The 19812-nt window shown below is 60.6% G+C and carries 22 protein-coding genes; 10 read left to right on the top strand and 12 right to left on the bottom strand.

Annotated features, from left to right (window positions below; genetic code table 11):
- Positions 1-24 precede the first annotated feature (24 nt).
- Positions 25-426, top strand: coding sequence for a hypothetical protein (locus AC1RM7_RS01840; RefSeq protein WP_024919123.1), 402 nt, complete (start codon positions 25-27; stop codon positions 424-426).
- Between the two features lie 86 nt (positions 427-512).
- Here AC1RM7_RS01840 and AC1RM7_RS01845 read toward each other — a convergent pair whose 3' ends face one another.
- Complete coding sequence (locus AC1RM7_RS01845) at positions 513-1931, bottom strand: MFS transporter (protein WP_024919124.1); 1419 nt, start codon at positions 1929-1931, stop codon at positions 513-515.
- Positions 1932-2042: 111 nt separating this feature from the next.
- Between AC1RM7_RS01845 and AC1RM7_RS01850 the strand changes: the two genes are divergently transcribed.
- Positions 2043-3128, top strand: a complete 1086-nt coding sequence (locus tag AC1RM7_RS01850; protein WP_024919125.1) for a DUF2336 domain-containing protein — start codon at positions 2043-2045, stop codon at positions 3126-3128.
- An 82-nt stretch (positions 3129-3210) separates the two neighbouring features.
- Here AC1RM7_RS01850 and AC1RM7_RS01855 read toward each other — a convergent pair whose 3' ends face one another.
- Together AC1RM7_RS01855 and AC1RM7_RS01860 are read right to left on the bottom strand one after the other, a co-directional pair.
- The gene (locus tag AC1RM7_RS01855; protein ID WP_006020357.1) at positions 3211-3426 is read right to left on the bottom strand and encodes a hypothetical protein; all 216 of its coding nucleotides are present in this window, start codon (positions 3424-3426) and stop codon (positions 3211-3213) included.
- A 33-nt stretch (positions 3427-3459) separates the two neighbouring features.
- Positions 3460-3669: a hypothetical protein gene (locus AC1RM7_RS01860; RefSeq protein WP_006020358.1), complete on the bottom strand. Its 210-nt coding sequence runs from the start codon at positions 3667-3669 to the stop codon at positions 3460-3462.
- 258 nt (positions 3670-3927) lie between these two features.
- Between AC1RM7_RS01860 and AC1RM7_RS01865 the strand changes: the two genes are divergently transcribed.
- From AC1RM7_RS01865 to AC1RM7_RS01875, 3 genes are all read left to right on the top strand, one after another.
- Positions 3928-4584, top strand: a complete 657-nt coding sequence (locus tag AC1RM7_RS01865) for a VOC family protein (RefSeq protein WP_006020359.1) — start codon at positions 3928-3930, stop codon at positions 4582-4584.
- A gap of 161 nt (positions 4585-4745) precedes the next feature.
- The gene (locus AC1RM7_RS01870; RefSeq protein WP_024919126.1) at positions 4746-5600 is read left to right on the top strand and encodes a 3-hydroxybutyryl-CoA dehydrogenase; all 855 of its coding nucleotides are present in this window, start codon (positions 4746-4748) and stop codon (positions 5598-5600) included.
- A gap of 7 nt (positions 5601-5607) precedes the next feature.
- Positions 5608-6111 (top strand): MOSC domain-containing protein, encoded by a 504-nt coding sequence (locus AC1RM7_RS01875; RefSeq protein ID WP_024919127.1) that lies wholly within the window; start codon positions 5608-5610, stop codon positions 6109-6111.
- Here AC1RM7_RS01875 and AC1RM7_RS01880 read toward each other — a convergent pair.
- Positions 6108-6323, bottom strand: a complete 216-nt coding sequence (locus tag AC1RM7_RS01880; RefSeq protein WP_006020362.1) for a hypothetical protein — start codon at positions 6321-6323, stop codon at positions 6108-6110. The two genes, AC1RM7_RS01875 and AC1RM7_RS01880, sit on opposite strands and share 4 nt — an antisense overlap.
- A gap of 342 nt (positions 6324-6665) precedes the next feature.
- On the opposite strand from AC1RM7_RS01880, the gene AC1RM7_RS01885 reads away from it, so the two are divergent.
- The 4 genes from AC1RM7_RS01885 (at position 6666) to AC1RM7_RS01900 (ending at position 9405) form a co-directional block, all read left to right on the top strand.
- Complete coding sequence (locus AC1RM7_RS01885; protein WP_024919128.1) at positions 6666-6866, top strand: hypothetical protein; 201 nt, start codon at positions 6666-6668, stop codon at positions 6864-6866.
- A gap of 74 nt (positions 6867-6940) precedes the next feature.
- The gene (locus tag AC1RM7_RS01890) at positions 6941-7363 is read left to right on the top strand and encodes a group III truncated hemoglobin (protein WP_024919129.1); all 423 of its coding nucleotides are present in this window, start codon (positions 6941-6943) and stop codon (positions 7361-7363) included.
- Positions 7364-7615: 252 nt separating this feature from the next.
- Entirely contained in the window at positions 7616-8290 is a 675-nt protein-coding gene (locus AC1RM7_RS01895; RefSeq protein WP_051472479.1) for a flavin reductase family protein, read from the top strand.
- Positions 8291-8406: 116 nt separating this feature from the next.
- Positions 8407-9405 carry a Bug family tripartite tricarboxylate transporter substrate binding protein gene (locus AC1RM7_RS01900; protein WP_024919130.1) on the top strand — a complete coding sequence of 333 codons (999 nt, stop codon included), beginning with the start codon at positions 8407-8409 and terminating at the stop codon, positions 9403-9405.
- A gap of 135 nt (positions 9406-9540) precedes the next feature.
- On the opposite strand, the gene AC1RM7_RS01905 is transcribed toward AC1RM7_RS01900, so the two are convergent.
- A complete protein-coding gene (locus AC1RM7_RS01905) occupies positions 9541-10515 on the bottom strand; it encodes a tripartite tricarboxylate transporter substrate binding protein (RefSeq protein ID WP_024919131.1) in 975 nt (324 codons plus the stop codon).
- A gap of 210 nt (positions 10516-10725) precedes the next feature.
- Between AC1RM7_RS01905 and AC1RM7_RS01910 the strand changes: the two genes are divergently transcribed.
- Positions 10726-11013, top strand: coding sequence for a GIY-YIG nuclease family protein (locus AC1RM7_RS01910; RefSeq protein ID WP_024919132.1), 288 nt, complete (start codon positions 10726-10728; stop codon positions 11011-11013).
- A gap of 88 nt (positions 11014-11101) precedes the next feature.
- On the opposite strand, the gene AC1RM7_RS01915 is transcribed toward AC1RM7_RS01910, so the two are convergent.
- The 7 genes from AC1RM7_RS01915 to AC1RM7_RS01945 form a co-directional block, all read right to left on the bottom strand.
- Complete coding sequence (locus tag AC1RM7_RS01915; protein ID WP_162832189.1) at positions 11102-11263, bottom strand: hypothetical protein; 162 nt, start codon at positions 11261-11263, stop codon at positions 11102-11104.
- 200 nt (positions 11264-11463) lie between these two features.
- Positions 11464-11628 carry a hypothetical protein gene (locus tag AC1RM7_RS01920; RefSeq protein WP_006020370.1) on the bottom strand — a complete coding sequence of 55 codons (165 nt, stop codon included), beginning with the start codon at positions 11626-11628 and terminating at the stop codon, positions 11464-11466.
- 94 nt (positions 11629-11722) lie between these two features.
- The gene (locus AC1RM7_RS01925; RefSeq protein WP_024919133.1) at positions 11723-11923 is read right to left on the bottom strand and encodes a hypothetical protein; all 201 of its coding nucleotides are present in this window, start codon (positions 11921-11923) and stop codon (positions 11723-11725) included.
- A 58-nt stretch (positions 11924-11981) separates the two neighbouring features.
- The gene (locus tag AC1RM7_RS01930; RefSeq protein ID WP_024919134.1) at positions 11982-12266 is read right to left on the bottom strand and encodes a DUF1488 family protein; all 285 of its coding nucleotides are present in this window, start codon (positions 12264-12266) and stop codon (positions 11982-11984) included.
- Positions 12267-12453: 187 nt separating this feature from the next.
- Entirely contained in the window at positions 12454-13476 is a 1023-nt protein-coding gene (locus AC1RM7_RS01935) for an LLM class flavin-dependent oxidoreductase (protein WP_024919135.1), read from the bottom strand.
- A gap of 502 nt (positions 13477-13978) precedes the next feature.
- Positions 13979-15469, bottom strand: a complete 1491-nt coding sequence (locus tag AC1RM7_RS01940; protein WP_024919136.1) for an AAA family ATPase — start codon at positions 15467-15469, stop codon at positions 13979-13981.
- A 73-nt stretch (positions 15470-15542) separates the two neighbouring features.
- Complete coding sequence (locus AC1RM7_RS01945; RefSeq protein WP_024919137.1) at positions 15543-19292, bottom strand: vitamin B12-dependent ribonucleotide reductase; 3750 nt, start codon at positions 19290-19292, stop codon at positions 15543-15545.
- Positions 19293-19812: the final 520 nt, after the last annotated feature.

The raw sequence follows: 19812 nt of genomic DNA on the forward strand, positions 1-19812 counted from the left end.
TACTCATCGAAGGAGTCATCCACCATGCATATCATTCGAAAACTTCGTGAGTCAGGCGACGCCACCGTGGCTGACTACGAAAAAATTCTCGCCGCGAATGTTGTTTTTCACAGCCCGGTGTTGATACGGACCATTGAGGGTCGTGAGGTCCTTGCAAAGATCTTCGCGGCCTCGACCACGCTACGAGAAGGTGCCTACACAGGTGAGTGGAAGCTGGACGACCGAAGAACCTTACTGAGATGGAAGGGAAAAATTCAGGGTCACGAGCTGGAAAGTTTCGATCTTATCGAAGAAAACGACGAAGGACTCATCGTTGATCGCACCATAGCTTTTCGTCCGATGCCCGCAGCGAAACTTTTCCGGGATGCCATGCGAACCGCTATGGGAGGCTCTATTCCGGACGATTTCTGGGAATATACAAACTAAAATTTCAGTGGACCGGCGATGTCGTTCGGTCGTTTTCGGAGTGAAGCCGAGCTTCCGCGAGCCGTGCTGACAGAACAAGTCCCAGTTTAAGGCTTGGCGTCGCGTGCGATCAGCAGAAACGCCGAGAGTGATGCGCCGATACAAAGCATCGCGGCGCAAACGCTCGCGATCCCGAACGCGGTGGGGAGCGAGGATCCCATCGTAGCCAGTACTCCGCCGATCAGCGCTGTTGTCACAAGGCCGCCGGTGCGTGCCACCGCGCTGTTGAGCCCGGACGCGGCGCCGACATGATGCTCGTCCACCGACATCAGGACCGCAGTCGTCAACGGGGCAACGGCGCCTGCCATGCCGAACGCGATGACAATAATCGCCGGCAGCACATCGCGCCAGTAGCTCTGCGCTGCGCCGATCCGCATCGCGAGCAGGAAGCCTAGCGCGACGACAAAAGGCCCGATGATCAAAGGCCATCGCGGACCGGTTTTGGCTGCGAATGCGCCCGCGAGCGGGGAGGCCACGGCAATCACCAGAGGCAACGGCAGCAGTGCCGCACCGGCCTGCGTTGCGGAATAGCCGCCGGCCGTGATGAGCACGAACGGCACCAGCACGAACAGACCGCCGAGCGCGCCGTAGAGCAGGAACGTCAGCAGCGTAAGGCCGACGAAGCTCGGCGAGCCGAACAGCACCAGCGGCATCATCGCCCTGTCGCCGCGGCGATGTTCCGCCCACACGAACGCGATCAGGAATACCCAGCCCGCCGCCATCAGCGCCACGGCGAATAGCGACCAGCCATGCGCCGAGCCTTCGGTCAGCCCCCAGGTGGTGAGTCCGAGCCCGAGGGTGGCGAGCAGCGCGCCGGCGCTGTCGAGCGGGTCCGATTCCTCCTGGCGGTCGGCGGGCACGGAAACAGTGGCAAGCCAGATGGCGGCGAACGCCAGCGGCAAATTGATGAGAAACGCGAACCGCCAGCTCCCGATATCGATCAGCCATCCGCCGAGCACGGGACCGACCGCCCCCGCGGCCGCCCCCGTCGCGGCCCAGATGCCGATGGCGCGGCCTTTGGCTTCGCCGGAAAATGTTTGTCCGAGGATCGCGAGGCTGTTCGGCATCAGCATCGCCGCACTCGCGCCCTGGATAAAGCGCGCGGCGAGCAGCCAGCCCAGCGTCGGCGCCAGCGCACAGGCCAGCGACGCAATGGCGAACAGCGCGACGCCTGCGATCAAGAGCCGCCTGCGGCCATAACGGTCTCCCGCCGCGCCGCCGAGCAGCAACAGTGCGCTGAGCGGCAGGAGATAAGCGTTGACCACCCACTGCAACTGGCTCGAGTCGGCGCGGAAGTCAGCCCCGATCGCGGGCAGTCCGACATTGACCACCGAGCCGTCGATGAAGGCGAGGCTCGACGCCAAAATCGTTGTTGCAATGACGAGGTTCGGACGATCCGCATGATCGATGCATGCCTGCGCCTGGGCGCTGGCGACATCACAGGAAGAATGGAGAGCGTTACTCATCCCGGCCTTTTACGGCAAACGGTATCATTTAACGACCTCGAAACGATCAGGTCGTATGATCGGCTGTTTTTTGAAAGTCATTTTCCCGTCTGCTTTAGCTCAGGATTTGCTGTGCACAATCATCTCATTCAGGAACTGCAGGCCGCCATCGGCAACAGATCGGCCGATCGCCGGGTCACCACGCTGCGGAAGGTGACGGATCTCTTCCTCGATCAGGGAAGCCGCCTCGGTCTGGCGCAGATCGAAATTTTCGACAGTCTGCTTCTTGGTTTTATCGGCGATTGCGACGTCGACGTGCTTGTGGAGCTCAGCCGGAAACTCGCGCCCGTGCCGTTCGCGCCGGTCTCTGTTGTGCGCAAGCTGGCGAGCGATCTCAACGTCACCGTCGCGAGTCCGGTGCTGACGCAGTCGCCCGTGCTGTCCGGCGATGACCTCCTTGAGATCGCGACATCGCGCGGGCAGGGACATCTGCTAGCCATCTCCGGCCGCGCAAAAATCGACACCGCGTTGACACAGGCCCTGATCGATCTCGGTGACAGGGATGTGCTGCGCCGTGTGGCGGGCAACGAGGGCGCGGCGATCTCGCGCGCGGGATTGTTGCGGCTTGTTGCAGCCTCCAAGGGCGATCCGCTGCTGGCGGAGAAAACCGGGCTGCGCGCCGATCTGCCGGTCCGGCTGCTGCATGAACTGCTGGACAATTGCGCAGGCGCCGTGCACGCGCGGCTCATGGCCAGGGCGCCGACCTCGCTGCGAGGTGAAATTCAAAGCCGCGTCGAGACCATCGCACGGGAATCGAAACGCCAGGCGGAACGTCCGCGCGATCTTCGTTCCGCGCTGGCGCTTGTCGAGCGGCTGGTGGAGAACCGTCAGTTGACGGAAGACAAATTGCTCGAGTTCGCCAAGGACCGGCAGTATGAGACGATTATCGCGGCGCTCGCCGCGATGACAGGCGCGCCGATCCCACTGATCCAGCCATTGATGAGGATTCATCGCCACGACGGATTGATGACGGCGTGCCGCGCCGCCGATCTCTCATGGGAGACGGCGAAGGCGGTGATCCTCAGCCGCCTGCTGTCGCTGCCTGCGGCCGAGATCGAGCAGCTCCGCAAGACCTACGAGGAGATTTCGTTCTCCTCCGCCAAACGCGCGCTCTATATCTGGCAGGAGCAGACCATGAAGCCGCGGCGTGCCGGGTAGGGGCCGCTGTACTGCGGGTGAGTGATAGATAAATTGTGGGTCCCCGCTTTCGCGGGGACGAGCGGAGCTGAAAGCGATCCGTCTATCGCTCGCCCACCGCAGCACCGTCACTGGACCGTTGCTCCCTGGGGTCCGGTCCGCTCAGCCACAATGGCACGTAAGGCTTTTGTCTCGGGGCAGCCTTGTCGATGATGACAGTCATCATGGTCAGCTGCGTGTGGATCAGGGTCGTGTCGTCGGTTTCGGATGCAGCCTTGATCAGCGTACGCAGATGTTTGAAGGCTTGAGCTGACTCCATCGTGGTCTCCCCTGTGCGTTCGGTCTGAATGACTTAACTCCAAGGACTTTCAACAATTTTCTCCGGCGTAGGGCGGCTTCGCTGGCCGATCCGCTCCAGCGCACGTACGACCTGATCGTCATCGAGCACGGATCGCAGGCTGCTGATCGTTGCCTCGCGGTCCTGCGAACTGGACCCGATGTCACGGCCGAGAATGCGGCGCGCCTTCTGAACAGCCGCAATGACAACTTCCTGATCGTCCATTGTCGTGAACTCCGCTGTCCCCAGCAGCTTACCGTCCGGATGATAAGGTTCAACCGGAACGTCGACAGTTTGGTTCCCCGCAAATCGATTTCAGGACGGCATGAGGTATCCGCCATCCGGGTGATGCCAGTCTGATTGGAGCCGCAGAAATGGGTTCATGGGCGGCCACCGTCCATGTAGGCTGGGTTCCATATCGTGATCTCTTTCCCAGGTTTTTATCGCCCGTCTCAATTGATTAAAGAACCAAGGAGGCCAGACATGAGCAACACCCAAGCGCGCAGTGACATGAAGCTGGAGGTTGTTGTCATCCCCGTGTCGGACGTCGATCGCGCCAAAAGCTTTTATGGCGGATTGGGATGGAGGCTGGACGCCGACTTCGCCGCCGGCGACGAATGGCGCGTGATCCAGTTCACGCCGCCCGGCTCGGAGTGCTCGGTTATCTTCGGAAAAAACGTGACTGCGGCGGCTCCCGGCTCCGCGCAGGGGCTGTACCTGATCGTGTCCGATATCGAGGTCGCCCGCAACGACCTGCTCGGCCGCGGTGTCAAGGTCGGCGAGATCTTTCACGGCGTCGGCGACAGGCATTCCGGGACGGACGAGCCATTCCTGTCCGGGAGCCACCGGGTCAGCGGCCCGGCGCCCAATCGTGGCAGCTACGGCTCGTACGCCTCGTTCAACGATCCCGACGGCAATGGCTGGCTTTTCCAGGAGATCACCACGCGATTGCCCGGACGGGTCGAGGCGGGGGACACGGTCTTCAAGTCATCGACCGAACTTGCGGCAGCATTGACGCGTGCGGCGATCGCGCACGGCGAGCACGAGAAGCAGACCGGCGGCAAACACGACGATAACTGGCCGCAGTGGTACGCCGACTACATGGTGGCGGAGCAGGCAGGGGCGCCATTGCCGGCATAAGCGCAGGAAGCTCTGGCGTTCTTGCGGGATGTTAGCAGTAGCGCAGCCGGGCAGGGCGGAGTAGATAGCCGAGCCATGGATAAGGCACGACCGGGCCGTATGGCGATGCCATGCGGCGGGAAGGCTTGTTGCCGGATTGAAGCAATGAAAGGACAAGAGACATGATTGAAACGGTTGGCATTATCGGCGCCGGCACCATGGGGAACGGCATCGCGCAGATCAGCGCGGCTGCGGGGCTCCAGGTGGTGATGGTGGACATTTCCGACGCAGCCGTTTCGCGCGGCGTTGCCACCATCAGCGGCAGCCTCGATCGGCTGGTCAAGAAAGAGAAGATGACCGCGGCCGACCGCGACGCCGTGCTGGGGCGGATCAACGCGACCACCGACAAATCGAAACTGTCCTCCTGCGACCTCGTGATCGAAGCCGCCACCGAGAACGAGGAATTGAAAATCAAGATCCTCAAGGATCTCTGCGCCAACCTGCAACCGCGCGCGCTGGTCGCCACCAACACCTCGTCGATCTCGGTCACCCGTCTTGCGGCGGCGACCGATCGTCCGGATCGCTTCATCGGCATGCACTTTTTCAATCCGGTGCCGGTGATGCAACTTCTCGAGCTGATCCGTGGCTTGCAGACCTCCGACGACACTCACGCCAAGGCGCTCGCGTTCGCCCAGCGCGTCGGCAAGGTGGCGGTCACCGCCAAGAACAGCCCGGGCTTCGCGGTTAACCGCATCCTGTGCCCGATGATCAACGAGGCGGTGTTCGCATTGCAGGAAGGCATCGCATCGGCGGAAGAGATCGACGCCGGCATGAAGCTCGGCTGCAATCATCCAATCGGCCCGCTGGCGCTGGCCGACATGATCGGCCTCGACACCATGCTGTCGGTGATGGAGGTGTTCTACACCGGCTTCAACGATCCGAAGTACCGGCCCGCGCCGCTCTTGAAGGAAATGGTCGACGCCGGTCATCTCGGCCGCAAGACCGGCCAGGGATTCTACAGCTACGCAAAGGCGTGAGCAGGTCTTGGCCTTTTCGTCTGACTCACTGCTCGGCCGGTTAACGGCAGCGCCGGTCCGGCCGGGCGAGTTGGTGTGGATTGGCCTGCGTCCCGCGCGCCGCGCGGGCATAGTCACACCCGCATCGGCCAGGCTTGTCGCCCAGCGCGGCATCGAAGGTGACCGTTACAAAACCAGCAGCAACGGCGCTCGGCAGGTAACGCTGATTGCTGCGGAGGACATCGCCGCCATCGCGGCGTTCCTTGGCCGCGATGCTGTCGCGCCAGACCTGCTGCGCCGGAATTTCGTGACGCGCGGTATCAACGTCGCGGCGCTGAAGGGCATGCGTTTTCGTATCGGCCACGCTGTCCTCGAAGGATCGGGTGACTGCGCGCCATGTAGCTGGATGGAGGAGGCGCTCGGTACCGGGGGCTATAATGCGACGCGCGGGCACGGCGGCATCACGGCGCGCATCATTGAGGGCGGCGACGTTCGCCTCGGCGACGCGATCACGCGCCTCGACCCACCTTAGGGCCGCATGAAGGCGAAGTCCGCATCGGGGTCGCAGTTGTCAGCAAGGAAGTGCAGTTCCGACTGCACGTCCGACACGCTCCGCGTTTCGAGATATTTGCCGACCACGAGACCGAGCAGCGCGCGGCACAGGCCGTCGCTGTCGAGGTTCGCGGCTTTCGCCTCGGCCAGCGCCGCCGCGAAATGACGGCTTGCGATTTCGGATGCGGACATGCGTGTCTCCTGTCGCGGTGATACCGATTTCAGCACGGGAAACTAGACGGCGCCTTGACCCGGATCAAACGGGAAGTGCGCTCGCGCTGTTTGAAACAGCCTGCAGGAAGATTTTGTCCCGGCACATTTTTCTCAGGTTGCCGTAGCGAAATCTTTGCTGCGCCGACATGTGCGAGCTTCTTTTGAATGAAGCTTTTTCCGATAGGCGAGTCTTTTCGGTTACCGGCTCCAGCGGGCGGCGGCGCGGACGGGATCTCGTTGCCCTGTCTGTTTGGATAGTTCGCAGACGGGCGATCTGATGTAATCTCCATACGGCTCACAGGCTTGGCGCAGGAGGCCGATATGGTGCTTATCAGGTTGCTGGCTTTATCCATTGTCGTGACGTTCTTCACCGGCGTGCCGGACACGGCCCGCGCCGCCGATGCATGGGGCTGCAATTACGACAAGTGCGTTGCCTATTGCACCAAGGTGAGCGGGAAGAACTGCACGATCTATTGCGAGCGGCGGCTCCAGGACAAGCGCCGGGACAAGGTCTGCAAATAGCGCGGGCTCTGCAAATAGCAGGGGTATGCGTTGCGCCGGTTGCCTGCGTTGGTTCGGCGGCCTAGATCAGCCGCATGACCGACCAGACAGCTCCCGCCATTCAGACTTTCCATCCCGACCTGACCGAAGAGAAGATTGCGCAGCTTGTCGCGACGTTCTACGGCCGCGCCCGTACCGATGACCTGCTCGGTCCGATCTTCAATGCGCAGGTGAAGGACTGGGACCATCACATTGCGCAGATCAGCGATTTCTGGTCGTCGATGCTGCTCAAGACCGGCCGCTATGAGGGCCGCCCGATGCGTCCGCACCTGATGCTGCCGATCCGGGGTGAACACTTCGACCGCTGGCTTGCGCTGTTCGAGACCACCGCGCGCGAAATCTTCGAGAGCGATGTGGCCGAGGCCTTCATCGTTCGCGCCCGCCGCATCGCGGACAGCTTCGAGATGGGCATTGCAACCACGCGCGGCGAGATCGCCTGGCCGCGGCACAGTGTGTAAGGGACAGCTTTCCAGCCGGCTTCCGCGAAGAAAGGCACGTCATCCCGTCATGCGCTCGATGCGACGTGCGGGGAGAGCTTGACACGTTCCAAAAAAGAACTGTAGCGTTCAAACTATAAGAAACCTGTCTCGGAGCCGGCTTACGGCTCTTGTGAATGGGATCATAAGGCTACGGAGGAAACGATATGAACGCTCGCCCAGCCATGCTGGTTGCGATGTCCCATGCGGCCGCCTGCGGTCCGCTATCATTCAATGAATGATCCGGGGGCAATCGTGGATAGCGATCACATGCATTATTACGAGCCCTCGCAAGGGCACGGGCTGCGGCACAATCCGTTCAATGCGATCATCGCGCCTCGGCCGATCGGCTGGATCTCGTCCCTGAGCAGTGAGGGACAACTCAATCTGGCTCCCTACAGCTTCTTCAATGCCTTCAACTACGATCCGCCGATCCTCGGCTTTGCATCGATCTCCTGGAAGGACAGCGTCAAAAACGTCTCGGACACCGGCGAGTTCGTCTGGAATCTGGTGACGAAAGAACTGGGCGATCAAATGAACAAGACGTCTGCGCCGGTCCCGCATGGCGTCAGCGAGTTTGATGTCGCCGGATTGACCACGGCGCCCAGCCGTCACGTCAAGGTGCCGCGCGTGCTGGAAAGCCGTGCCGCGATGGAATGCAAGGTGACCGAGATCGTCAAATTCAAGAACTGGAAGGGCGAAGCGGTCGAAGGGTGGCTCGTGCTCGGCGAAGTGGTCGCGGTCTACATCGACAAGGCGCTCATCAAGGACGGCGTTTATCAGACGGCGCTTGCGAACCCGATCCTGCGCGCAGGGCGCGGCGGCGACTATGTCGAAGTGACGCAGGACCGCATGTTCGAGATGGAACGGCCGCCTGGAAGCAGCAATCCGGCATTCCACGGCTCCTGATCAGCTTCCGCGCTGGATGTCATGCGCCGCGCGATGATGTTTTTTTCTCAAGTACGAAGTTGAAGGCAAGATTCTAAGAACATGAACCCCGAGGACACGAACAAGGGATAGCTGACATGTACCTTAAATCCTTTAAACGTTCTGCGAACGGTCTGCTGCTCGCAGTGTTTGCCGTCTGCCTGAGCTTTGCGGCCATGGCGCAGAACTTCCCGTCGCGGCCTGTGACGATTAAAACCGCATTTCCGGCGGGTGGGCCCGCTGACGCTGCGATCCGCGCGGCGAACCAGATTCTGGAACGCAATCTCGGTCAGACCATGGTGGTGGAAAACGTCGCGGGAGCTGCCGGTTCAATTGCCGCTGCGGCGGCACTCAGCGCGAATGCAGACGGGTATACCTTGCTCGGAACAACGGTTTCAGATCTCGTGACCGCGCCATTTACGATCGTATCTGCGAAATATAAACCCGAGAGTTTCAAACTGCTGGGCCTGGTCGGGACGTCGGATTTCATTCTGGTGTCCAGTTCGGCCCATTCGTTCAAAACGCTCGATGAATTAATCGCCTATGCAACCAAGCCAGGGAACAAGGAACTGACGATCGGTCATTGGGGCAGGGGATCGACCGCGCATATTGTGACCGCCGATTTTCAGGGCCGGACAAAAGCAGCCTTCCTGGAAGTTCCTTATAAAGGCGTCGCGCCGGTCATGGCGGACATTACCGGCCAGCATCTAGATCTCACGTTTGCGCCGCTGGGCGGTCCTGTCCTCGAACTGATCAAGGGAGGCAAGGTGAAGGCCATCGCGGTCGCAGGCGACAAGCGCAGCCCGCAATTGCCGGATGTGCCGACCGTGAGCGAGAGCGGAGGGAACCTGAAGAATTTCGAGTACACGATCTCGTCGGCGCTGTTTGCGCCGCCCGGCACGCCGGAGCCGATTGTCAAACGCATGAATGAGGCGGTCAATGTTTGGATTGCGAGCCCTGAATATATGGAGAGGGTGAATATTCAGGGATCGCGGCAGATGCCGCAGATGACCATCGACGAGGCACAGGCGTTCTTCCGCAAGGAGCAGGAGAAGTTCAGCGCGATGGCTCGCACGCTTAAGCTGGAAACGCAGTAAGTCTCGCTTGTTTGCGTTGGTGCCGCAACAGATGCGTACGCCGTACGGCAAGAGATTAAACGAAGCTAAGATATAGAACGTGTAAAGGGCGGCCGACCGAGCATCGGCCGCCTTTTTCCGTTGTTTGCCTTATCGTTATTCCGCCTTGATGTCGGCGGCGGTGATGACCTGCTTCCAGCGCGCGATCTCTTCGCCGACAAACGCCTTGAACTCCTCCGGCGTGGTGCCCATGGCGACGATGCCCTGCTGCTCGAGCTTCTTCTTCAACTCGGGATCGGCGAGGGCCTTCTTCGCCTCAAGCGACATGCGGTCGACGATCTCCTTCGGCACGCCCGCCGGCGCTATGATGCCGGCCCAGGTGCCGGAGGCGAAATCCTTCACGCCTTGCTCGATCAGCGTCGGCGTATCGCCGGCCGCCGGCACGCGCTCCTTCGCGGCGACGCCGAGCGCCTTGGCGTTGCCTGCGCGCACCTGCTCCATCAGGGGACCGATGATGTCGAACATCACGTTGATCTGGCCGCCGACCAGATCCTGCAGCGCGCCTGCGGTGCCTTTGTAAGGCACGTGCTGGAGATTGATGCCCTCGCGGCTCTTGAGCATCTCCATGGTCAGGTGCGCCGCGGAGCCGATGCCGCTGGAGGCGAAATTGAGCTGGCCCGGCTTCGCCTTCGCCAGCGCGATGAATTCCTGCATGTTCTTCGCGGGCAGCGAGGGCGTCGCGACAATGATCAGCGGCGCGACGCTCATCAGCGAGACGTAGGTGAAATCCTTTTCCGTGTTGTAGGGCAGGTTGGCCTTGAGCGACGGATTGACCGAATGCGCCGCGATCACGGTGCCGAAGGTGTAGCCGTCGGGCGCGGCCTTGGCGACGGTATCGGTGCCGATGGCGGCGTTGGCGCCGGGCTTGTTCTCGATCACGATGCTCTGTCCGAGCGAGGCGGCAACCTTCTCCGAGACAAGGCGCGCCATCATGTCGGTGTAGCCGCCGGGCGTATAAGGCACGACCATGCGGATCGGCCGGTTCGGCCAGCCCTGAGTTTGGGCCGATGCGCTGCTGGCGGAGGCGGAAATGACAACCAGCGCACCCAGCGCGCGGACGAGGGACTTCATTCAGCGTTTCCTTTCCATATCCGCGATGTCTGGCCGGTGAGCCAGCCGCGGCTTTTGTTATCCGCGAATGCTACACAGCAAGGCGCGGCATGGAAAGGCGGGCGGAAAAGCGGGAAGATCAAGCGGGTGATGCGACAGGTTGTAAAAAAGTGCGAGCAATTCCCCGCTCCGCTCATCCCCGCGAATGCGGGGATCCAGAGGCGACAATGCATGAGCTTTTTCGTTTATATGCTGGCGAGCCAGCGCAACGGCACGCTCTATGTCGGCATGACTGACGATTTTCTGCGCCGTCTCTGGCAGCATCGGACGAACGCGGCGCCGGGCTTCACGTCCCGCTATGTGGTGAAGATGCTGGTCTGGTACGAGGTACATGAGAGCCGTGAATCAGCGTTTATACGAGAGCGGCAATTAAAGAAATGGAATCGCGGCTGGAAGCTGAGATTGATCGAAGCGGGCAATCCGGGATGGCGTGATTTGTGGTCTGATCTCTCATCGTGATGTCGTCCGGAGTATCTAAAAACTGGGTCCCCGCCTTCGCGGGGACGAGCGGAACCCGGCATCTGCCGCGACGGGACGTGGCGGTCGGTCAGAGCGGCGAGGCGAGCGGTATACGCGCGACGGTCTGTGTTGCCACTTGCGTGTGTGCACCCATGTACAGGATCGCGGACCCAGTGAAGATCAAGATCGCGATCACCAACGCCAGACACACCTGCGTTTCGTGTTTCTCGTCATCGAGATGAAGCCGCATGGCGCGTTCTCCGCTCGCCTCAGGAAACAACAATACCCCCGGGGCCGAAGCGTTCCAGCAGCAGGGCTGACGCATCCGCAGATGTTTATGTGCGGTGCGGGAATTGCTGCGGGGCCGCACGATACGGCATGAAGCGAAGCACACTACGGAATCTGCGTGGGGGACAGCGCGACCCCGGAATCCGCTTCGCCTCATCCGTGTCAGGCGCGCGATCTGCCGCGCTTCACGATATCGCCGGTGAGTTTATCGATGTTCGGTGCGGAGTCGCCCCGCCACCGTTCGACGAACCAGAACGCCCAGATCGTGGCGAACGCCAGAATGAAGATGGCTGCGCACGACAGGGCTGCTTGAAGGGCTGTGGACATGGCGTCCTCCGGATCACTGCGAGCATTGCAGGATTGAAGGCTAGACCGCTGCGCGCTTCCTCGAATTGATCTGGCGCAAACCGGAGATAGGACGTTACGGCTTGCCGCCGGCCTCGACGCGGTCGAGGCAGCGATAATAGGCGTTCTGCATTTCCCAGAACGACGATCCGACGCCGTGGCATGCGGCTTTGGCGCGCGGCGAGGCGTTGCGCGTGAACGAGATCTGCTGCCAGCCCCACAGCAGGGACGTGGCGATGATGAAGGCGATCGCGCCGTAATGCAGGGTCCGCTTCATCCGTAAAGTCTAGCGCCGGATGGTTTCCGGTCAATGAACCGGTCAGCGGAAGCCGCCGTTACCTGCGCGGCGTGAGGTCGATGGAGCGCACGAGGATGCGGGTGGGACCCGCTTCCAGATGGCCGTCGCTGTGTTTCTGCGCGGCGCATGTGGTGATGCGGTTCTGCAGGCGCGCGAACTGATCGCCGCGCTGGCTTTCGCGGACGTTGCGCGCCTTCTCCGCATCGTCCATCGCGGAGTCCGAGACGCCGCACTGAATCTCGGTTTCGCCGTCGGCCATGACGAACAGGAACGTGCCGGTCTGGTAATCGTGACCCTGGGCGCGAAGGAAGGTGAGTGACATGGGGGTGGTCCTTTCAGGCATGAGATGCCGGTGCCCGGAAGGAGCATAGCGCAGTTACATCGCGCGAAGCGGAGTATCTTTCTCCGGATGTCCATTGAATGGTTCCGGAGGGACGCTTTGGAAGCGGGCCTTGGCGGAATCGGGCCAGGCGCGCGATGACACCGCCCCTCCTGAATGCGCGTGCCGCTCAGCGCCAGCCGAGCGCGGGCGCGACATGCTTGAGGATCGATTCAATGACATGGGCATTGTAATCGACACCGAGCTGGTTCGGCACCGTCAGCAGCAGCGTATCGGCCTCGGCGATGGCCTCGTCCGTCTTCAATTGCTCGATCAGCTTGTCCGGCTCCGCGGTATAGCCGCGACCGAAGATCGCCTGCATGTCGGCCTCGATGAAGCCGATCTGGTCGCCGGCATCGCTACCGTTTCCGAAATAGTCGCGGTCGCGATCGTTCATCAGCGCGAAGATGCTGCGGCTGACAGAGACGCGCGGCGTGCGGGTGTGGCCCGCTTCCCTGTACGCCTCGCGATAGAGACGGATCTGCCTGGCCTGCTGCACGTGGAACGGCTCGTTGGTCTCGTTCTTCTTCAATGTCGAGCTTTGAAGGTTCATGCCGAGCCTGCCCGCCCACTGCGCGGTCGCGTTCGAGGCCGCGCCCCACCAGATGCGGTCGCGCAGGCCTTCCGAATGCGGCTCGATCCGCAGGAGGCCAGGCGGATTGGGAAACATCGGGCGCGGATTGGGTTGCGCGAAACCCTTGCCCTTCAGCATGTCGTAGAACACCTCGCCGTGGCGGCGGCCCATGTCGGCGTCGGTTTCGCCGTCTGCGGGCTGATAGCCGAAATAGCGCCAGCCATCGATGACCTGCTCGGGCGAACCCCGGCTGATGCCGAGTTGCAGGCGTCCGCCCGCGATGAGATCGGCGGCGCTCGCGTCCTCGACCATGTAGAGCGGGTTCTCGTAGCGCATGTCGATGACGGCGGTGCCGATCTCGATGGTGCTGGTCTTCGCGCCGACGGCGGCGAGCAGGGGGAAGGGCGAGGCGAGCTGGCGCGCGAAATGATGCACGCGGAAATACGCGCCGTCCGCGCCAAGCTCTTCGGCGGCGACCGCAAGATCAATGGATTGCAGCAGCGTGTCAGCGGCCGAGCGTGTCTGCGAATGCGGCGACGGCGACCAGTGGCCGAAGGAGAGAAAGCCGATTTTCTTCATGGAGGCGGGGGACTCGTGCGTGTGCGGGTCCGCCGTAGATGGGGATCGTGGGTGTGTGGGGCAAGGTCGTGAAAAAGCGTCATTGACAGGATGGCGCGTAAGGCAAGGAGGCTAAGCGCGTCATTGCGAGGAGCGACAGCGACGAAGCAATCCAGCTTTTGCTAGCTGAGGATTCCCGATGGATTGCTTCGTGGAGTTTATCATCGGGCCGGCGAAGCCGGACCCGTTGGCTCGCAATGACGAGCGCCGAGCCACGGGAATCTCTCAACTCGTCATGGCCGGGCTTGACCCGGCCATCCACGTCTTTAGACGTTTCCGCAAAGAAAGACGTGGATCACCGGGACAAGCCCGGTGATGACGACTGTGGGTATTGGAAATCTGTTTGGTTGGTAGCCTGTATGGAGCGAAGCCACATGCGGGTAAGACGCGGTAACCTGCGATGAATCCCGAATTTTGCTCCGCTTCATCCGGGCTACGATGCTGTTCAGAATGTGGATCAAATTTACGATTTTCCTCCCATAATACGAGCGAGGGATTTTGCTCCCAATTGTGGGCTCAAAGAGAGTGCATCAACGATTTTAGGTCCGAGATACGACGTCAAGCTTTGGTCTCCATTGAAATTTCGCTTTTCTTTCAAAGACGCAATGGCTTGTCCGACCGCTATTTCCCAAGCCTTCTGCGATCCTGCGAGCATCATGAAAATATTGCGGAGCGGCTTCAGATTGCTATCTCTCCGGTTGTAGCCGCCTTCCTTAAACGCCATCATTTGTACATACTGCGGATGTTCTGGATACTTGGAAAGCCAGTCTTCGATAGCAGCCATTAGCCTCGGCCAATCCATATTGAGATGGCTTAGAACATCATCCGAAAGAATGAGATTTTCTGCCGCACGGCAAAACAACCGCATTCGCTTAACGATAGGTTTGTCATCGATTTCATAAGGAGCATCATCACGATCTCGAAGCGAAAAGGCTTTCGCATTTTCATAAATAGCCGCAGAAACTGCTTCAACCTTCTGCTCATATTCGTCGAGACTTTGAATGTCCCCTGCGGAGCATGGCCAGATTGCTATCTTGCCTTGCGAACTGCGAACGGCTTGTTGCCAAATTCGCTCATCGTCTTCTCCTTCCACCAACATAATAGGATTTTGGTTGAAAATATTAGAAAGTGGATGGGCACCAAAGATAGGCAATATCTTTCGAAGTGAATCGTTTATTGAGTCAAAAACTACTTCGGGCTGCTCCTTGGAATTGATGAATCCGACGTGGGCACTACTGGTTTGGCTTAGTGCTCCAAGAATTGCAGTGCTATGAGTAGCAACTATTACTACGACTTTTTTGTCTTTAAGAGTTGATATCAATAAATCTACCAATCGCGCCTGCAAGTCGGGGTGCAAGTGAACATCCGGTTCATCAAGGAACAGGTAGCTGGTTTTCTCACCGACCAATTCTGTGCTGTATGCAAAGGAAAGAATTTCAATCCCCAAGCTCACTAGTTCAGATTCGCCACTGCTTAAGTTGTCTGCAGATCGCTTCTCTACTCCATCTTTGGAAAATATCTCGAAGCCCGTGGTGCTTCCTCGGGCGATTTTGATGTTGTCAAGAAGTCCATTGATCGAGTTTAACGTATCGTCGAATGAAAAATTAAAATCGCCTCGAATCGCATGGTCCTTTTCTATCTTTCTAAGAACTAACGTTTCGAGACGTCGAAATTCAGTTACGCTTAGCTGCCGAAAGCTCTCAAATCGATTTTTACGCCGAGCATCATCGCCCCAGTTGGGATTGTTTGCTACCGCCGTGTCTACCCCGCCTTCGTAGATCAGCTGGCCGCCACGTTCTGGCGTGATGTAGCGGGCTATTCCAACATTTGGAAGTTGGCCTTTGGCCTGTTCAAACGATCGGAGTAAGGTGCTTTTTCCAGTACCATTTTTCCCCAGAAGAATATTGAACTTACCGAGGTGCAATAGTTTTTTTTCGTTGATCTCGATGTCCATAGCTAACCTTTCACATTAAAAAGGCGGCCTCAGAGGCCGCCTTTTGAATTATAAAGTTTTCAAAGAACGTACTTCAACTACACCCCGTCGTGCTGCCGCAGGTATCGCACTTCATACAAGTGCCGTTCCGCACCAGCGTGAAGTTGCTGCACTCGGTGCACATGTCGCCTTCGTAGCCGCGGGCTTTTGCTTCCGCGCGACGCTCGGCCTTGCTTGGTGCGGCCTGAGCGGCTGAACCTGATTTGCTCCAGTTCTGCTGCTCCAGCTTTTCGGTCGGCGAGAGTTCGCGCTCGGGCTCGGCGACCTTGAGGGCCACCGCGCCTTCGACATTGTCCTGCCCGTCGTGATGCCGTGCGGTCGCGCCGGCGGACGCAATCGACGTGACGTTGCCTGACGCCTGCGCGTCGGCCGCGCCGCCCTGCATGACCACGAGCTTGTCGGTGCGCGAGCGGGTGAGGCCCTTCGACAGGTACTTCGAGGAGTTCGACGCGTCGGGATTGCGGCCTTCCTCGACGCCCTTGCCCAGCGCGTCGAAGTTGGTCTCTGACGGGTCGACATGGGCGAGATCGAAGCGCGACTGGTACGACACCGCAAGTTCGCGGAACACGTAGTCGAGGATCGAGGTCGCGAACTTGATCGAGTCGTTGCCCTGCACCGGGCCCGCAGGCTCGAAGCGGGTGAAGGTGAAGGCGTCGACATACTCTTCCAGCGGCACGCCGTACTGGAGGCCCAGCGACACCGCGATGGCGAAGTTGTTGATGAAGGAGCGCAGCGCCGCGCCTTCCTTGTGCATGTCGATGAAGATTTCGCCGAGGCGCCCGTCATCGTATTCGCCGGTGCGCAGATACACCTTGTGTCCGCCGACCACGGCCTTCTGGGTGTAGCCCTTGCGGCGATCCGGCATCTTCTCGCGCTCGCGCATCACGACGATGCGCTCGACCAGCTTCTCGACGACCTTCTCCGAGACCTGGGTGGTGCGCGCCGCCATCGGCTTGTCGTAGAACGCCTCGATCGCATCGTCCTCTTCGTCATCATCGCTGATGAGCTGCGAATTCAGCGGCTGCGACAGCTTCGAGCCGTCGCGATAGAGCGCGTTGGCCTTGAGCGCGAGCTTCCACGACAGCAGGTAGGCGGATTTGCAATCCTCCACCGTGGCGTCGTTCGGCATGTTGATGGTCTTGGAAATCGCACCTGAGATGAAGGGCTGCGACGCCGCCATCATGCGGATGTGGCTTTCCACCGAGAGATAACGCTTGCCGATCTTGCCGCAGGGATTGGCGCAATCGAACACCGGGTAGTGCTCGGACTTCAGATGCGGCGCGCCTTCCACGGTCATCGCGCCGCAGATGTGGATGTTGGCGGCTTCGATCTCGCGCTTGGTGAAGCCGAGCGCGGTGAGCAGGTCGAAGCCGGGGGCCGCGATGGCCTCCGGATCGAGCTTGAGCGTGTCGCGCAGGAAGTCCTCGCCGAAGGTCCACTTGTTGAAGGCGAACTTGATGTCGAAGGCGGTCGGCAATGCAGCCTCGGCCTTCTTGATCGCTTCATCGGTGAAGCCCTTGGCACGCAGGGTCGAGGCGTTGATGCCCGGGGCGTTGGAGAGCGAGCCGTGGCCGACAGCATAGGCTTCGATCTCGGCGATTTCGTTCTCGGGATAGCCGAGCGCGCGCAGCGCTTCCGGCACGGCGCGGTTGATGATCTTCCAGTAGCCGCCGCCGGCGAGCTTCTTGAATTTCACCAGTGCGAAGTCCGGCTCGATGCCGGTGGTGTCGCAATCCATCACAAGGCCGATGGTGCCGGTCGGCGCGACCACGGTGGTCTGCGCGTTGCGGTAGCCGTGCTGTTCGCCGAGTTCGAGCGCCTGATCCCAGACGAACTTCGCGCGGGTGACGATGTCGCCCTGCGGGCAGCTCGCGTGATCGAGCGGCACCGGATTCACGGCGAGCGCTTCATAGCCGTTGGAGTGGCCATGGGCCGCGCGGCGATGGTTGCGGATCACGCGCAGCATGTGCTGGGCGTTCTTCTTGTAGCCGGGGAAGGGGCCAAGCTCCTTCGCCATCTCGGCGGAGGTCGCGTAGCTGGTGCCGGTCATGACGGCGGTCAGCGCGCCGCACAGCGCGCGGCCTTCCTTGGAGTCGTACGACAGACCCATGGTCATCAGCAGGCCGCCGATGTTGGCATAGCCGAGGCCGAGGGTGCGGAACTCGTAGGAGAGTTCGGCGATCGCCTTGGACGGGAACTGCGCCATCATGACGGAGATTTCGAGCACGACGGTCCACAGACGGCACAGATGCTCATAGGCTTCGATGTCGAAGCGGCGGGTCTGCGTGTCGTAGAACGTCAGCAGGTTGGCGGAGGCGAGGTTGCACGCCGTGTCGTCGAGGAACATGTATTCCGAGCACGGATTGGACGCGCGGATGTCGCCGCTGGCCTTGCAGGTGTGCCAGTCGTTCATGGTGGTGTTGTAGTGCAGGCCGGGATCGGCCGAGGCCCAGGCGGCGTAGCCGATCTTTTCCCACAGGTCGCGGGCCTTCAGCGTCTTCGTCACCTTCTTGTTGGTGCGGCCGATCAGATTCCAGTCGCCGTCGGTTTCCACCGCGCGCAGGAAGTCGTCCTTCAGCGAAACCGAGTTGTTCGAGTTCTGGCCGGCGACGGTGAGATACGCTTCGCTATCCCAGTCGGTGTCATAGGTGTCGAACGAGATGTCGGTGTAGCCCTGCTTGGCGAACTGCATCACGCGCTTGATCAGATTGTCCTGCACCATGGCGCGGCGCGCGAACTTGATCTCACGGCGCAGCGCCGGGTTCTTCTCGGGATCGAAGCAGTCGTCGCCTGAACCTTCGCAGTTCACGCAGGCCTTCATGATGGCTTTGAGATGCTTCTGGTTGATCTTGGAGCCGGTGACGAGCGCGGCGACCTTCTGCTCTTCCTTCACCTTCCAGTCGATGTAGGTCTCGATATCCGGATGGTCGGCGTCGACCACGACCATCTTGGCCGCGCGGCGGGTGGTGCCGCCGGATTTGATCGCGCCCGCCGCGCGGTCGCCGATCTTGAGGAAGGACATCAGGCCGCTTGAGCGGCCGCCGCCGGAGAGCTTTTCGCCTTCGCCGCGCAGGCGCGAGAAGTTGGAGCCGGTGCCGGAGCCGTACTTGAACAGGCGTGCTTCACGGACCCACAGGTCCATGATGCCGCCTTCGTTGACGAGATCGTCGTCCACGCCCTGGATGAAGCAGGCGTGCGGCTGCGGATGCTCGTAGGACGATTTGGATTTGGTCAGCTTGCCGGTCTTCCAGTCCACATAGTAGTGGCCCTGGCCGGGACCATCGACGCCGTAGGCCCAGTGAAGTCCGGTGTTGAACCACTGCGGCGAGTTCGGCGCGACCATCTGCTTGGCGAGCATGAAGCGCAGTTCGTCGTAGAATGCCTTGGCATCTTCTTCCGACGAGAAGTACGAGCCCTTCCAGCCCCAGTAGGTCCAGCAGCCGGCGAGACGGTCGAACACCTGCTTGGCGGAATGCTCGCCGCCGATGCGCTCGGATTCGGGGAGGAGGGCGAGCGCTTCGGTATCCGGCACCGAACGCCACAGCCACGACGGGACGGTTTCTTCCTCGACCTTCTTCAGGCGCGAGGCGACGCCCGCTTTACGGAAATACTTCTGCGCCAGAACGTCGGAAGCGACCTGCGACCAGAACTCCGGCACCTCGACGTTCTCAAGGCGGAACACCACCGAGCCGTCGGGGTTGCGGATCTCGCTTGTCGTCAGCCTGAAATCAATCGCGGCGTAGGGTGACTGATCGGCTTTGGTGTAGCGGCGTTCGATGCGCATTGTAGTGCCCCGTCCTTTTTGCCGGCGCTCCCGTCCCTTGACGGTAAGCCGGAGATTTCAATTTGCGAACCGGTTCGTTCGCAGTGTTTTGCCGTTCACGTCGTCCCGTCCGGGTCCGAAGCCGCGGCCTGTTAACTCTGGTGGGCGAGGACCGGTCCCCAAAACCGGCCTTGCCCGAACGCCCCAAACTCGCCTTTTGCGCCGCGGTTTGCCGCGGTTTCGCCATTACGCCCGGATGGCTCTCCGGCTCCGAAAAAAGAGCAGACAAACCCACGTCCCGCGACCTCGACCGGTCTGACGGAGCTGCCTTCTCGACCCTTTTCGGGAGATGCTCAGCGGGACTGAAAACCCCCGCGCCGAACAGTCCCAAAGCTAGGCCGACTCCATCCGGCACGTCAAGGATTAGTGTCGAAACCTGAATCAAATACTAAATATGGTGGAAAATGCGGATTTCCAGCGGGATGATGCATCGCCGGAACGGTTCGCATTGCGGGAAGTATCGGTGAGTCCTTGTGGATTC

The sequence above is a fragment of the Afipia sp. GW822-FHT03D08 genome (assembly GCF_058801645.1).